We start from the raw sequence: 15,367 nt of genomic DNA on the forward strand, positions 1-15,367 counted from the left end.
GCAATGTGTCTCATTGCTGTCGGTGACTGTTACCGCGCTATGTTGTGTGCTTGATTAGTTGAACAGCCTGCTGGATCAGCAACTCAGTTGCCCTGCCCCCCTTATTCAGATCCCGTCTCATACCCGACACGGCCTTGGGCGCTTTTTGCGCCTACCAAAAAGCATCCAAGACGCATAGAACCGCGCTAGAATTGCACAAAACGTCCAGTCCATTGTGACCGCCATATTTGATACAGCACACCACGCCCAAAGCTACGGATGACTTTAAATTGAACCACAAAGACATAGTAAAAGATTGGAATGGCTTTGAAAAGTTTGTCGCCCACCTCCACGAAGATGGCGAAGTAAAAGTCTCTCACGACCAAACATTAACAGGGAACTCAGGTGCAACTCGACAGATTGATGTTGTAATCGAACACAAGAAAGGCCCCTACACTTACCTTACACTGATCGAGTGCAAATACTGGAAAGAGTCGGTCAAGCGAGAACAGATCGATGTATTGCACGCCAGCATGTTGGACCTGAATGCCTCCAAAGGGGTGTTTTTCACTACAAAGGGATTTCAACGAGGAGCTCAAAAATACGCAGAGTCCAAAGGCATTACACTGTACAGGATCCGCGAGCTAACAGACGAGGAATGGGGGCTCCCTGGAAAAATCGTTGATCTGTACCTACAGGTCCTGCAACCCACGTTAAAATCGATCAACCCAAATATTATAGGTGTAGCCCGTGCAGACGGCAGCCAAGATATAAAACAGATCGACATCCCCATATCATTAGGAACTGAAAAAGGGGCATGCACAATATTCTCGAAACACCAGAAAAAATTCGAAACCTTAGAGTCCCTACTAGATCATTACATTTCCGAAAGCATGGCGTCTCTCACACAAAAACCCTTCCTCATCAATGGTGGAGAAGAGTGCACTCGTTATTTAGTGAAGCCCGTCAATCTTAATTTCAGCGAACCGCTCGTCATAAAACCACACGATACATATTTACTGATAGATCAAATAAAAATTGAGATTGGCGTCAAACTACTACAATCAAGAATATACATTGACCGCTCAGCCAGAAAGAAGTACGCACTTGCTGTTTATGACTGTATCACCAAGCAAACATTTGCTGTCTCTGAGCACGACACCAAATCGTATGCAGACTGGAATTTGCTGACGCCCAGTGACGAGAAAACCAAGGCTGAAGCGGTTGCTAATGGCAGCATAATTTCCATCACAGTTAAAGGATACTTCCCAGCTGATGAGATGTCGGGGTTGCTCAATACCGGGCCCCATATAGCCTAAATCCCCTCACACATATCCCGATTGTGCTGGGGTATGTGACGGCTTAGGTAGGAAAGGCCCGTCACTACTGGCTGTAATGCCCATCCTTGCCCGCGTGCAGAAGTGCATGATGGGCATTGAATGGCATAGATTGGCGTACGGGTTACCCCATTTTGCCCCATCAATACCCCGTCGAAGCCATCGACCGTCTCTCGGCTTCATGGTCACGCTAGGTAAGCCAGACAATGGGCAATATAAAATTTTGCGGTAGACCGCTCTCGGCCAGAAGCAGCCGCTCAAGATAGAAATCAAAGCCACCCTTTTACTGGTCACATCTTCTTAAACCGATGGGGTGGCGTCAGGGGCAAGTTGAATTCAATAGAAGAGTAGCTATTCTAAGTATGAGTTTCGATGCTTTATCTGGAATAAATCAAGTTGACAAGCCTCAAGCTTTCTCTCCTGAAATAGGGAGAACTTAGCTTCCTCAACAGTCTTCCAGCGAGTTGAGACACAATAAGGAAACAGCTCTATTTCTTTTTTCTGCAAATAGCGAAGTGCGCTGTCATCCAAGTACTCATTAATAAAGCACCTCAACTTTTCACCTGGGACTACCTGCCACAACACCAATCTTCGAATGGCTCGAACAAGATTCCCCATGGGGGATGGATTAGGTTGCAAGTTGATTTCAAGCGTTTTAGCTTTTATGCGTTCAAGATAGTCATCATGGCATATTAATTTTCTTTCCCACAAATCATATGCAACCGCATCCCAGTCAAAGAATGTACCAAGCAAAACATCCTCTAGCCTTTGCATTGGGACATGCTTTCGTGCCCATGTGGTCTCTAGAGCCCAAAAGTCAATTTTCCAAGGCCCACTCTTATAGCCGTAGCCTCCAAAGCGATTAGGCGTCGCGTTAAGCTTTTCAGCCAACAACGTAACTTTCTCTTTAGAGTCGTCAATCACAAGATCTACATCAGATCTAAAGCCAGTTCGTCCCTCGCGAGCAAAATCACGAACGAGACCACCCATCACCGCGACCCGATCAAAGGCGCGAAAGTTGGAATCCAAAGCAGCCTGCAAGGCCTCCATTTCTCCAGATCTATTAGCCCAGAGATATCGATCCAGTCGGCGCTTTAAAGCCGATTGATTAGGCGCAATTGGCATCAGGCATCACCTTAATATCTTCCCAGAGGCGCATGGCAAAACTATCAGTCATTCCTGACACCATATCTGTAAGTAGGCGAAGCTCACGATAGCGCAACCCCGACGCTACCTCTGATGAATTTATACATTTGGCGGCTTGCTCAATATAATTCGCGCTTATCAATGAGAATACATACTTGGCGCGAGCCCCTAGTCGCTTTGATCGAATATTGTCAAAGCCCTTACGATAAGAGATAGCCTCCCATAGCACTGTCATCAAGCCGTCGATGGCCGCTGAGCCCAATGCCTCCATACGCAGTACAGATGAATGACTGAAGGCGTTCTGCTGCGCAACACTCTTCAGCACGTTGCAAAGCTGACTATCATCCATCAAAGGTTTCATTGACTCAAAACCAAAGATGGCAGGTACATTTACTATAAATGTTTTGCTCGCGTGTTCAATCAGGCTTTCGATAAGGTACGCCCGTAGATACTCAACTTTAATATCGCGCTGAATCTCTGGAGAAAACAGACGAGACTCAATCTCCTTGAATTTTTCTTGAATTTTACCAACCACGCCATCAGTGTTGAAATTCTTGCGCAGTATCATCAACACATCATCTGGAGACATGATTCCCTTTTTGAGGACATCATCAACATCCAAAACGGAGTAAGCGATATCGTCACACGCCTCCATAATCCAAGTCAGAGGGTGACGTTGCCCTTCCTCCAGTCCGGTGTGCTTTCTAATCCAGTCAACCAAGTCTTTTTCAGACTCGAAATAACCACCTTTTTTTATAACTGGATCATCTTTATCCCTATTTAAGTAACTCACAGGGTATTTCAGTCCTGCAGCCAAGGTGGCAGCAGACAAGTCAAGCCCAAGTCCGTCGATATGGGTCTGCAGCCTGGTTAAGAGACGAAGGCTCTGTGGATTGCCATCAAACTCAATAAACTCAGACCAGTACTCCTGTGGAACTGGAGCGGCCAAGAGATCCCCACCCTCCGTGATGTTAGTAAAAATCCAGCCTTTACGTTGCTCAAACCAGCGGCCAATAGCCACCTCACCTTGATGCCCAAACGGAGGGTTACCTAGATCGTGCCCAAGACCTATTGACAGCAACAGAGGGTTAATCATCTCAGCGAGGCTATCGTCACCACAGCCATGCTGCCTGAAAGCCTCACGAGCCCCCTTGTATGCACGCGCGCCAATCGAGCGTGCCAGGTTGGAGACCTCATGGGAATGCGTTAAACGAGTACGCACACCATCATTCTCTTCCATGGGCCAGACCTGAGTTTTATCAGCCAAGCGACGAACCGGAGTGGAGAACAGCAAACGATCATAGTCCTGCTGAAACACCGAACGATGTGTGTCTGTTCTAGGGTTGGAGAAATCCCCCACAAGCCCTTGCCCATCAGTCCCCTTAGGCACCTCCTCAACCGGTGTAGGGTGTATGCGAGGCCGGCGAGATTCGGACCAAATGCTTAGGGTTACTGGCTTTTCTTTCATTAGGATGCTTTTCCCAGAAGGCTACGTTCAGGATTGCGGCGAACAGTACCATACTGAGCACTGCAGCCAAACGCGCAGATACCCTAGCCGACAAGCAGCCTTGGGCTTCCCCATCTCATGAGTACGACAAGCTAAAGCGCGAGCGCCATTCCTATTTATCGAGCATTCATCCACTGTAGATAAATTTTTTAGCAAATCGTCCGCTTTTGACTCGGTGCAGTCCCTTGTCGAGCGTCCGCTTTTGGCTGTGGATTCAACCGGTCGACGCAAGGGTTGCTTTGGGCCAATTGCCGACTGTGGCGAGAGGCAGATACCGACCAGAAGCGGGCGCTGCTGGTATCAGAAACTCAACAACCTAGCCACTGCCCCCGATTCACGCTTACCATACCCCCAACTCGTATTACCGCGGCTGCTGAACCCGGTACTCACGAGGAAATGACCATGGAAAGAACCCGCGCCTGGAGACGCACACAGGCCCTTGAACACCGCGATGACAAGGCGGTTCGTCCGCTGAAATTCAAGCCGGAAAAGAACTGGAAGCTGATGTACACCCGGGCCGACAAGCTTGTCAGGGCACGCCAACTCGGCATGAGCTATCCCATCCGCACCACCCGCCAATGGTTGGATCAAGAGTGACAAACCTCCTGTTCGTCTGCAGTCGTAACCAATGGCGCAGCCCCACGGCGGAAGCGATCTGGCGCCGCCGTCCCGGCTTCAATGCCCGCTCGGCGGGCACAAGCCCGAACGCACGCAGCCCCGTCGGCCCAGCGGATATTCGCTGGGCCGATGTCATCTTTGTCATGGAGCGCAAACACCTGAATCGCCTGCAGGCCGAGTACGCCCGCCTGCTTGAACACAAGCGGATTCACTCTCTGGATATTCCCGACGACTTTCGCTACATGGATCCTGAGCTGGTGGACATGCTCGAAGACGCAGTGAAGCCCTATCTCACCCCCTAGGTTTCGTGCGCAAACCTCTGCCATCATTCAAGAACTTACAAGTCGAGTAGAAAATATGAATCGTCGTAAAAAAATAAATCAGTTATTAAAGGCTCACGCCAAAAAGGCCAGCGCCAAATTGGCACCGAAAAGTAAGCCTAAATACATTAGTAAAGCTGACCGTTTGAAGCTGGCGGCTGAACCCACCCCAGACTCAATCATTTCCCCTGAGAGCTGATCAAGGACGCCATTGCCCTCTACGACATGGACTCCTGCTCCAACGCCCCACCACAAAGCCCTCCCCCTGGGACGAGCAGTTCGCCCAGGAAATCGCCAGCGGTGCACGTTGCGCGCACCATTTGCGCCCCCTGCCCTCAACCAAGCTAAGCCTGCAGCTTGAGATGAGAGCGTCCATCATTGACAAATCACCTCAAGCGCCCCTCCCCGGTGTGTCGCTCAATATTACCTGCAACGTAATTGAGCAGCCTGAAGGCAATCGATAAATTCATTCCACGCGGCTCAATAATGACTCGCTTCATTAACTGCTGAGGAATGACAATGTTTAATTTTGAAATTTATACCCTCGAATCCGCCCCAGTGCATTCGAAACCCGTTCTGGAGACTTTGCAGCAAGCCTTTGGCTTCATTCCAAACATTGCAGGTGCAATGGCTGGATCTCCGACGCTGATCAACAGCTTCATCGGTGTATTTCAGCATGTACATAGCGGCAGCTTCACAGAGGATCAAATCCAAACATTGTTACTCACTAATGCCGTAACAAACGCGTCATCGTGGCCGGTTGCCTTTCACACTTTCCTGGCATTGAAGGAGGGGCTGAATCCTGCCGATGTCGAAGCGATACGTGCTGGTCATGCTCCAAAGAACGTGAAGCATGCTGCATTATCTGGTTTAGCGAAAAGCCTCATCGAAAGTCGTGGCCATGTCAGTGACCAAGCCCTGCAGGCTTTTTTTGACGCAGGCTTCAAGAAAGAGCAGGTTCTGGAACTGATTAATGTTGTCGCCGCGTCGACTATCACCAATTACGTCGCCAGCGTCACCAATCCCCCGCTGGAGGAGTCGTTTCAAGCATATGGCTGGAATAAGTAGAACCTTAAAAATTCAGACGACTTTCGGTGCGTGCCTTGAGGGTTTTACCTATACTGCGGCGACGCTGCTGCTGATACCCATGAGTGATTGTCATATCTTTACCTTCAGGCACAAACCAGATGAGTCCATCGAGCCAAAAAGAAAAACCTCCGTCCAACCAATTGGGGGAGTTGCTTCGTCAATGGCGTGGTGCACGTGGCAAAAGTCAGCTTGACCTATCGCTAGATGCTGGCGTGTCGCAGCGCCATATCAGCTTTATTGAAAGTGGTCGTAGTACCCCAGGGCGACAAACCTTGATGGATCTTGCCCAGGTGCTGGATGTTCCGTTACGCGAAAGAAACGCACTGCTATTGGCTGCGGGCTATGCGCCGATTTACTCCGAGGCCGCTTGGAACTCGGGGAAATGCAATACGTCAATAAGGCCTTGGAACGTACACTGCGGCATCATAATCCATACCCTGCGGTGGTGATGGACCGATATTGGAATGTCTTCATGGCAAACCAATCGTCGCTGCAATTTTTTAATTGCTTCATTGATATGGAAGCCCGTAAAGGCCCTCGTAACCTATTGCACCTTATGTTTGATCCGGAGGGTATGCGTCCATTCATCATCGGATGGGAACGAGTGGCGAGAAGCTTGCTTCAACGGGTATTGCGCGAATCAGTCGGTCGACTGATGGATGATGCGACGCGGGCGTTGGTTGCTACATTACTCGCTTATCCAGAGGTTGAGACCGAATGGCAAAAACCTGCGGTGGGTATGGACGCAAATGATACGTTGCCGGTCATACCACTGAGTTTTGCAAAAGATGGCTTAATTTTGAACTATTTCTCTATGGTGTCCACTGTCGGGACACCTCAAACCATCGCGGCTCAGGAGTTGCGGGTTGAGTGCATGTTTCCAGCCGATGACGTAACGGAGCACCATCATGATTTGCTAATGGCATCGGCCCCCAAGCCAAGCGACCCCAGGTCACACCGAAGCCACTCAATATGGCCCAGAGGATGACCTACGCGAATGCATGAGCCCATGCTACACATTAAATGCTTACTCTGGTTTTCTTCAGCCACGGTTCAGGAAGAGGCGAAGGGTACCGCTTGACATCAGACGCCCCACTGTCAAGCTCTATCCGTCCCGAGCGGCGTGAACTTGGCAGCTGAGCATCGCTGCATATTTGTTTCCCTACCGAGCGTTATAACTGCAGTCCATGAATGATTTACTGGGGGTGAGCAATGCAAGGTAGAGTGCTTAACGTTGTGGGATTGATTATCGGCCTATGCGTCGTAAACGTAGCCAATGCCGAAAACCAGAATTTCGTGCATCCGGGAATGTTGAGTACGAACGACGATTTTGCCCGTGCCAAGAGGCTCGTTACCAGCAAGACATCACCTGCGATCGACAGCTGGAATCTTCTGGAAAAAAGTCCGTACGCAGCCGCCAATTACGCACCTAATCCAGTTGATAGAGTAGTCCGGGGCAACCCATCATGGGGCAAAGACAATTACGCTTCGCTGTTCCGAGATGCGGCAGCTGCTTATCAGTTGGCCGTTCGCTGGAAAATTTCTGGAAATATCGACTACGCGAATGCCTCGATCAAAGTGCTTGATGCCTGGTCAGACAAACTGACCGATGTGATAGGCACAAGCGATAAATACTTGGCGTCCGGCATCTACGGCTATGAACTGGCCAATGCGGCAGAAATCATGAGGACTTATCCAGGATGGAAAAAATTTCCTCAATTTCAAGGCATGATGCTCAAGGTTTTCTACCCGATGAACCATGACTTCATAACCAAGCATAATGGATATGGAGAAGCTGGACTGCATTATTGGGCAAACTGGGACTTGGTCAATCTTGCTTCGATGATGGCCATCGGCATCTTGACGGATCGTCACGACATTTATAAAGAATCCATGAATTATGTGCTTCATGGAAAAGGAAATGGCGCATTCAACAATGCAATGTGGGCTGTTTACCCCGGCACTGGAAAGGAAGTGGGTCTGGCTCAAGTTCAGGAAAGCGGACGTGATCAGGGGCACTCCACATTAGACATCGCGATAATCGGGGTGATTTGCCAGATGGCGTGGAGCCAGGGCGATGACTTGTTCAGCTTCGACCACAATCTCGCATTAAAAGCCAGTGAGTATGTTGCCAAATACAATCTGCTTGATGATGTTCCATGGACCAATTACACCACCAGCGACGGCTCGGTCCAAACTCAGATTTCTTCCGGTAGTCGCGGCAGCACCCGTCCAATGTGGACCTTGATTTACAATCACTACGCCGGAATCAAACATCTGGAAGCCCCCTATACGAAAAAAATGATGGACAACTTTGGTCCTGAGGCGGGTGCCTACGGGTCTAACAGTGGAGGCTTTGACCAGTTGGGCTATGGATCGCTGTTGTTCAATAACTATCAGGAAGCCGCAGCTGGAAAACGCTGACGTTGATGGCCTACAACATCGCTAGGCACCTGAAGGCCTGGCGATGGCGTATGCCGCCCTCCCACACTTCGTCCAAGGCCGTGAATCGTCTCTTCTCCTGTCGACCCATACGCAGCTGGCCCAGGCCTTCGAACATGAATTTTTTGTCATCCACAAAAGTGTCATAAAGCCATCACGCAAGACTGTTACAACCGCTGGCGTATCCTCATAAGAGCCAGCCGCTGTGAACCTTCGTTTCGCCTTCCTCCGCAAGCCTTCCCAACGTCCCGCCCTGCTGCGCCGCCTGAGCATCGGCAAGCGCCTGCTGGCCAGTTTCGGCCTGTGTGCCCTGCTGCTGGCCGCCTTGGGTGGGGTGTGCCTGATGGCAATGCAGCACATTCGCCACGATGGCGAGTTGATCGAGCAAGGACCGCTGTCGAGTATCGCCCAGGCTGACGCCATCGCCATCGACCTGGCCAAGATGCGCACCGAGGCAGCGCTGTTGCTGGTGTATGCCAACGACCCGGCCGAACTGGCCAACCGCAAGATCAACCTGCAACAGCTCAGCGGCGAGGTGGACCAGGGGTTCACCGAGTACCTGGCCAAGGTCCCGGAAGGAACAGAGCGCGACTCGATCAAGCTGCTGCAGGACGCTGCGCAGCAGTTCGTCACGCTGTTCAAGCAGGCCATCGAGCTGGTCGAGCAGAAGCACATGAGCGAAGCCACCAACCTGTCCAACAACGACCTGGCCAACCAGGGCTCGTTGATGGACATGCAGGTGCAATTGCTGCGTGAACTGAACAAGCAGACCACCGCGCAGGCCCTGGAAAACACCGCCAGCACCTTCCACAAAGTCCAACTGGTGCTGCCCATTGTCATCGGCGTGGCGCTGGCCCTGATGCTGTTGCAGGCCTGGCGACTGAGCGTCAGCATCACCCGACCGCTGCGCCAAGCCCTGCAGGTGGCCAAGACCGTGGCCGCCGGCGACCTCAGCAAGCAGGTGGTCGCCCATGGTCAGGACGAAGTGGCGCAACTGCTGCAGATGCTCGGGCACATGCGCGATCAGTTGCACGCGGTGATCCAGCAGATCGGTGGCGCCGTTGGCCGCCTGAACGCATCCACCCAGGAAATGGGCGCGATCATGCACGACAGCGCCCAGGACCTGCATCAGCAATACGGCGAGATCGAACACGCCGCCACCGCCGTCACCCAGATGAGCCAGGTGGTCGAGGAAGTGGCACGCAATGCGGTGGAGACTTCCAGCGAGTCACGCGGCTCGAGTACGGCCGTGCGCGAAGGCCAGCAGCAATTGGACGAGACCATGACCGATATCGGCGCCCTGGCCGATCAGGTCGAACAGGCCAGCCTGCGCGCCCAGGCCCTGGCGACGCAGACCCAGGGCATCAGCAAGGTGCTGGAAGTGATCCGCAGCGTGGCCGCCCAGACCAACCTGTTGGCGCTCAATGCGGCCATCGAGGCGGCGCGGGCCGGTGAGGCCGGGCGCGGTTTTGCCGTGGTGGCCGATGAAGTCCGCGGCCTGGCGCAACGCACCGATGCTTCGACGCGGGAAATCGAGCAGATGATGGACGGCATTCATCAGGGCACCGGCCAGACGGTCCAGGCCCTAGCCGAAAGCGCCGCCCAGGCGGGCCGCACGCGCCAGCGCGCGCAAGTGGCCAAGGACGCGCTGGGGAGCATTTCCAGGTCGGTGGCCGGCATTGACGAGCGCAACCTGGTGATTGCCACCGCCGCCGAGCAGCAGGCCCAGGTGGCCCGTGAAGTGGACCGCAACCTGGTACGTATCCGCGACCTGTCCATGCAGACCGCCAGCGGCGCCGCGCAAACCAGCAACGCCAGCCAGGAACTGGGGCGCCTGGCGGTGGAGCTGGACGGCATGCTGGCGCGCTTTTCGCTGTAATGCCCGGTTTTTAGCCGGGCGGGACGCTCGGGCTCGGCACCCTGACCGGGATAACGCGGCGCTTGGGATAACAGCCAAATTTTTACCGAGCCCCCAGGCCGAATCCTGGCGCATTGCGGCCTGAGTCACCTATGCTCTGAACCCAGCTGGGGCCGGAAACATGACCTGCGCTTCTGATGTCCCGCTACAAAAAATACGATTTAATCCATGGAGGACGCCCACTATGAACCTATCCCGAAAACTGTTTATCAGCGCTGCGCTGACCAGCCTGCTGCTTGGCGGGTGCACCTCGAAAGTCACCGAGCGTGAGCAGTATTCCGGCTTCCTGTCCAACTACAACAACTTGCAGCAGGTCACCACCACCAGCGGCGAAACAGCCATGCGCTGGGTGAGCCCGTCCTGGAATCCAAATGCCTATGACACCGTGGCCTTCAACCAACTGGAACTCTACCCGGCGCCACAGCCCAACGAGCGGGTCAGCCGGCAAACCCTGGACGAGTTGCAGAATTACATGACCCGCAATGCCAAAGGCGTGCTGGGCCAGAAGTATCGGGTTGTATCGAGCGAAAAGTCAGCGCCGGCTGGCTCAAGAACTTTGATCATGCGCGCGGCAATCACCGGGGTGAATGCCGAAAACAAAGGCATGAAGTGGTATGAAATCGTTCCGGTCGCCGCCGTCGTGGGAGGTGTTTCCGCTGTCACTGGACATCGTGATCAGGACACCACACTGTTCATCGAGGCCGAGTTTATCGACGCCAGCAACAACCAGACCGTGGCCAAAGTCGTGCGCAAAGTCTTCGGCAGTACACTGTCAAACGCCAGCCAGAACATCACCACCAAGGATTTCAAACTGGCGCTCGACAAGCTGGCCACTGATTTGCAGACTTTCATCCGATAACCAAAAACGGCGAAGGAGGCATACGACACCTTCTTCGCTCGGCTTCAACGGGGTCTCGCGGCACCCTGACTCGGATAACGCAGCGCTTCGACCACCAGGGAAAAAGCCAGCGAAGCGTAGCGGCGATTCGGATAGTAGAGGTGATAGCCGGGGGAATACGGACACCAGTCCTCCAGGACAGCAACGAGCCTTCCTTCGGCGATATAGGGGGCCACGATGTCTTCGGGCAGGTAGGCCAGCCCGAGGCCGGACAAGGCGGCATCCAGGCGCAGGGCCAGGCTGTTGAACGTCAGCTGCCCTTCGACCCGGACCTTGAGTTCATGCCCATCCTTTTCGAAGTCCCAGGCAAAGAGGCTGCCATGGGTCGGAAAACGGATATTGATGCAGTTATGCGCGGTCAGCTCCTGTGGCATTAGCGGCTGGGCATGGCGGGCAAAATAAGACGGCGCCCCGACCACCAGCCAGCGCAGATCGGGGCTGATGCGAACCGCGATCATGTCCTTGGCGACCCGTTCACCCAGTCGGACACCGGCGTCAAAACGCTCGGCAACGATATCGGTCAAGCCATGGTCCACGTTCACTTCAACGTTGATGTACGGATAATTCGGCAGAAGCTTCGCCAGTGCAGGCGCGAGGATCGAAGTCGCCGAGTGCTCGCTGGCGGTGATGCGGATCGTACCGACCGGCTTCTCGCGCTGTTCGGTCAAGGCGACCAGTTCCGACTCTATTTCCTCGAACCTGGGTTTTACCGTGAGCAACAGCCGCTCGCCGGCTTCCGTGGGGGAAACGCTTCGGGTCGTACGGGTCAACAAGCGCAACCCCAGCCGCTCCTCAAGATTGCGAATGGTCTGGCTGAGCGCCGACTGGGAAACTCCCAATCTTGCCGCTGCCTTGGTGAAGCTGCGCTCCGTCGCGACGATCACAAAGGCCGAGAGATCGTTGAAGTTTTCCTGATGCATTCATTAGTCCGTCTAATAGGTCCGTTCGGATTCTGCCGCCTAATCACAGACTGCTGCCCGCGCTACATTGATGAGTCATCTATCCGCTGTTTTCAATGTAGCGATCCGCATCCAGAAAAGGAAAAAACCATGACACAAGTTACCCATAAGGTCGTCGTGATCACCGGTGCCAGCAGCGGCCTGGGCGAGGCGACCGCGCGACTGCTGGCCTCACAAGGCGCCTGCGTCGTATTAGGCGCGCGGCGTGTCGAGCGCATCCGGGCGCTGGCCGATGAACTGGTCGCCGCCGGCGGCAAGGCACTGGCGGTGCAAACCGATGTCACCGATGTCGAGCAGGTCAAATGGCTGGTGGAGGCCGCGGTGCAGGCCTATGGCCGGATCGACGTCATGATCAACAACGCCGGCCTGATGCCACATTCCTTGCTGGAACTGGGCAAGGTGGACGACTGGAACCGCACCATCGATGTAAACCTCAAGGGCGTGCTGTATGGCATCGCCGCCGCGCTTCCGTATATGAAGGCGCAGAAGAGCGGCCATATCATCAACGTCTCCTCGGTGGCGGGCCACAAGGTGCGTCCTGCCAGCGCGGTGTATGCGGCGACCAAGACCGCCGTGCGGGTGATCTCCGAGGGACTGCGCCAGGAGGTCAAGCCCTACAACATCCGCACCACCATTATCTCCCCCGGTGCCATCGCCACTGAACTGCCCGCCAGCATCACCGAACCCGATATGGCGAAAGGCATCGCGGCATACTATGAACAGTTCGCGATCCCCGCCGAGTCTTTCGCACGCATGGTGGCCTTCGCCATGGAGCAGCCGGAAGACGTGGACGTGAACGAAATCCTGTTCCGCCCTACCGCTCAGGAAGCCTGACAATATCGCCTGGTTTTCATTAGCACGAAGAGAATGGACACACCGCAGTCCATTCTCTTCACCTGTTCTTGTTACACGAGAGGGTCGCTAAATTGTTTCGAGGTTAACGCTATTTCCCGTCGTTTATTAGACGATCAATGGGGCTAGGACTCATAAGCCAGGCTAATCAATAGCGTCATTGGCAAGAAGACGCTCGCCACTGGCGGGACCGGAGCACCACCCTGCCCCGCTGAAGTCAGGGCAAAGGCTTCATCCGGTTACCGCATTGCGAAATGCGTCGGCGCTCAGCCCAAACCGCTGCATCTTGTTGTACAGCCCGCCACGGGAGACGTTGAGCTGCCTTGCGGCCAGGCGGACATTGCCGCCGGTGCTCTTGAGGGCGGCGATGATCGCATTCATTTCATGGGTGCCCAGATCCAGCGCCGCCCGGGGCTCGGGCACTCGGCCCGGTACCGGCTGATGCGACCGCTGCTGGATTTCAAGCGGCAGGTCAGCCGGCTGGATCAGTTCGCTCATCGCCAGGTTGGTCGCGCGCTCGAGGGTGTTTTCCAGCTCGCGGACATTCCCCGGCCAGTGGTAGGCCGACAGTATCTCCAAGGCTTCGGGTGAAAGGTCCAGCACTGATTTGCGCAGCGACTGGGCACAGCGGCCGAGAAAGTATCGCGCCAACAAGGGGATATCCTCGCGACGCATCCGCAGCGGCGGAACCGTCAGGTTCAACACGTTGAGCCGGTAGTAAAGGTCTTCGCGAAAGGCGCCATCGGCCACCGCCTGGCTCAGGTTGCGGTGGGTGGCGGCGATGATGCGGACGTCGACCCGCTGGGATTTTTTCGCCCCCACCCGCGTCACCTCGCCCTCTTGCAGGACCCGCAGCAGGCTGACCTGGGCATCGAAGGACATGTCGCCGATTTCGTCGAGGAAGATGGTGCCGCCATCGGCCAGTTCGAACTTCCCCGCCGAGCCGCCACGGGCTGAGCCGGTGAAGGCGCCCTCGACATGGCCAAAGAGTTCACTCTGCACCAGGTCGCGCGGAATGGCCCCGCAATTGACCGCCACGAACGGACCGCGGCAACGCTCGCTGGCGTTATGGATCGCCTGGGCGAACAGCTCCTTGCCGGTACCGCTCTCCCCCAGGATCAAGGTGGTCGAGTCACTGCGACTGGCGATCCGGCCCAGGTGCAGGGCGTCCTGGATGGCCCGCGAACTGCCCTGGATGGTCTCGAAGGTGTAGCTGGCCTGGGTGCCGATAATGCGCCGGGTAATTTCCCGGATGCGCCGGTTCTCGCGCAACGAGACAATCCGTCCGCCCTGCTCCAGTGAGCACACCGACACCAGGCACGCCAGGTGGCTGCGATCAGGCAGCTCGAAGGTGCAATCCAGGTCCCGAAGCCCCTCGCCGCTGCGCAGCAGCATTTCGGCGCTCAGTTCGCTCTGCCCCAGGCGCTGGAACGGGCTGCCCAGCAGGTCCCGTCCGACGCGGAACAGTTGCCGGGCATAGCGATTGAGCGCCTTGATGCAGCCGCGCTCATCCAGCACCACCAACCCTTCGTTGAGCACTTCAAGGACCGCTTGTTGTTCGTCCAGCAGGGTTTGCAAGGCCATCTGCCGCGAGACCGCTTCGGCGGCTGCCTGAACGGTGCCCAAGGTGTGGAAATGGAACCAGCCCGGCTCCGCGGTCAGGGTCAGCATGGCCAGCGTCCGGCCTTGGGCATCGCGGATCGGCGCGGCGGCACAGTGCATGCGCCGCCGACGCAGGCCAATGCCGAAGTTTTCTTCGGCCAGCACGTACATCAGGCGGTCTTCGGCCAGCGCCAGTCCCGTGCAGTTGGTGCCCTGGACAGACTCCAGCAGCCGGCTGCCCACGGGCGTGAGGTCCAGGCCGCAGAAATACAGGGTCGTCCCTTCGGCGTCCGTCAGGTTGATATGGCCCCTGGGGTTGTAGGCCAGCAACCCGCGCATGACTTCCGCCGCCGCATTGATCAGCACGCGATTGGCCGCCAGGGTTGCGGTCAGGGCCGCCGGGGCGACGAAACGATACTCGCCATCCTCGGGATCGAGGCCGGCACCGACGCTGCGCCGCCAGGAGTCCCAGATCACCTGCCTGACACCTGCCGGTCGATCCTCGCGTCCCTGCTGGCAAGCCTGCCAAGCCTGTTCCAGGGTGCCGATCGGTCCTTCACTCAAGGACGCCGGGCCGAGGGCGGTCAGGTAGTCGAGATCCTGCGCGCTGAAGGCCATCAGCTGTGGGTTCACCGTCATTGACATCCACCCATATGTTCATATTTTTGACATGTCAGTATAGACATGTCATCTGAATGAA

General features: G+C 55.2%; 15 protein-coding genes. 11 read left to right on the top strand and 4 right to left on the bottom strand.

What is annotated here, in order from left to right:
• Window positions 1-269 precede the first annotated feature (269 nt).
• Entirely contained in the window at window positions 270-1,298 is a 1,029-nt protein-coding gene (locus tag NUH87_RS03760) for a restriction endonuclease (protein WP_338524782.1), read from the top strand.
• 369 nt (window positions 1,299-1,667) lie between these two features.
• Here the strand turns inward: NUH87_RS03760 and NUH87_RS03765 are convergent, their stop codons facing one another.
• Both NUH87_RS03765 and NUH87_RS03770 read right to left on the bottom strand, forming a co-directional pair.
• Window positions 1,668-2,441, bottom strand: a complete 774-nt coding sequence (locus tag NUH87_RS03765; protein WP_338524783.1) for a hypothetical protein — start codon at window positions 2,439-2,441, stop codon at window positions 1,668-1,670.
• Entirely contained in the window at window positions 2,425-3,930 is a 1,506-nt protein-coding gene (locus NUH87_RS03770) for a dGTP triphosphohydrolase (RefSeq protein ID WP_338524784.1), read from the bottom strand. Before NUH87_RS03770 ends, NUH87_RS03765 begins: the two co-directional genes overlap by 17 nt.
• Before the next feature lie 441 nt (window positions 3,931-4,371).
• On the opposite strand from NUH87_RS03770, the gene NUH87_RS03775 reads away from it, so the two are divergent.
• From NUH87_RS03775 to NUH87_RS03810, 9 genes are all read left to right on the top strand, one after another.
• Window positions 4,372-4,566 carry a hypothetical protein gene (locus NUH87_RS03775; protein WP_338524785.1) on the top strand — a complete coding sequence of 65 codons (195 nt, stop codon included), beginning with the start codon at window positions 4,372-4,374 and terminating at the stop codon, window positions 4,564-4,566.
• Window positions 4,563-4,889: a phosphotyrosine protein phosphatase gene (locus tag NUH87_RS03780; RefSeq protein ID WP_338524786.1), complete on the top strand. Its 327-nt coding sequence runs from the start codon at window positions 4,563-4,565 to the stop codon at window positions 4,887-4,889. The genes NUH87_RS03775 and NUH87_RS03780 overlap by 4 nt, the downstream gene beginning before the upstream one ends.
• Window positions 4,890-4,944: 55 nt before the next feature.
• Window positions 4,945-5,106 (top strand): DUF2986 domain-containing protein, encoded by a 162-nt coding sequence (locus NUH87_RS03785; RefSeq protein WP_338524787.1) that lies wholly within the window; start codon window positions 4,945-4,947, stop codon window positions 5,104-5,106.
• Window positions 5,107-5,426: 320 nt separating this feature from the next.
• A complete protein-coding gene (locus NUH87_RS03790) occupies window positions 5,427-5,975 on the top strand; it encodes a carboxymuconolactone decarboxylase family protein (protein ID WP_338524788.1) in 549 nt (182 codons plus the stop codon).
• Between the two features lie 119 nt (window positions 5,976-6,094).
• The gene (locus tag NUH87_RS31195; RefSeq protein ID WP_422393900.1) at window positions 6,095-6,445 is read left to right on the top strand and encodes a helix-turn-helix domain-containing protein; all 351 of its coding nucleotides are present in this window, start codon (window positions 6,095-6,097) and stop codon (window positions 6,443-6,445) included.
• A complete protein-coding gene (locus NUH87_RS03795) occupies window positions 6,379-6,984 on the top strand; it encodes a hypothetical protein (protein WP_338524789.1) in 606 nt (201 codons plus the stop codon). The genes NUH87_RS31195 and NUH87_RS03795 overlap by 67 nt, the downstream gene beginning before the upstream one ends.
• Before the next feature lie 224 nt (window positions 6,985-7,208).
• Window positions 7,209-8,420, top strand: a complete 1,212-nt coding sequence (locus tag NUH87_RS03800; RefSeq protein WP_338524790.1) for an alginate lyase family protein — start codon at window positions 7,209-7,211, stop codon at window positions 8,418-8,420.
• 223 nt (window positions 8,421-8,643) lie between these two features.
• The gene (locus NUH87_RS03805; RefSeq protein ID WP_338524791.1) at window positions 8,644-10,317 is read left to right on the top strand and encodes a methyl-accepting chemotaxis protein; all 1,674 of its coding nucleotides are present in this window, start codon (window positions 8,644-8,646) and stop codon (window positions 10,315-10,317) included.
• Between the two features lie 223 nt (window positions 10,318-10,540).
• Complete coding sequence (locus NUH87_RS03810) at window positions 10,541-11,215, top strand: DUF3313 domain-containing protein (protein WP_338524792.1); 675 nt, start codon at window positions 10,541-10,543, stop codon at window positions 11,213-11,215.
• Between the two features lie 44 nt (window positions 11,216-11,259).
• On the opposite strand, the gene NUH87_RS03815 is transcribed toward NUH87_RS03810, so the two are convergent.
• Window positions 11,260-12,174: a LysR family transcriptional regulator gene (locus tag NUH87_RS03815; RefSeq protein ID WP_338524793.1), complete on the bottom strand. Its 915-nt coding sequence runs from the start codon at window positions 12,172-12,174 to the stop codon at window positions 11,260-11,262.
• 129 nt (window positions 12,175-12,303) lie between these two features.
• Here NUH87_RS03815 and NUH87_RS03820 point away from each other — a divergent pair, with 129 nt between their 5' ends.
• A complete protein-coding gene (locus NUH87_RS03820; RefSeq protein WP_338524794.1) occupies window positions 12,304-13,047 on the top strand; it encodes an SDR family oxidoreductase in 744 nt (247 codons plus the stop codon).
• Between the two features lie 249 nt (window positions 13,048-13,296).
• Here the strand turns inward: NUH87_RS03820 and NUH87_RS03825 are convergent, their stop codons facing one another.
• A complete protein-coding gene (locus NUH87_RS03825; protein WP_338524795.1) occupies window positions 13,297-15,312 on the bottom strand; it encodes a sigma-54 interaction domain-containing protein in 2,016 nt (671 codons plus the stop codon).
• Between the last annotated feature and the right edge of the window lie 55 nt (window positions 15,313-15,367).

This window comes from Pseudomonas batumici (assembly GCF_036585405.1).
Lineage (GTDB): Bacteria > Pseudomonadota > Gammaproteobacteria > Pseudomonadales > Pseudomonadaceae > Aquipseudomonas > Aquipseudomonas batumici.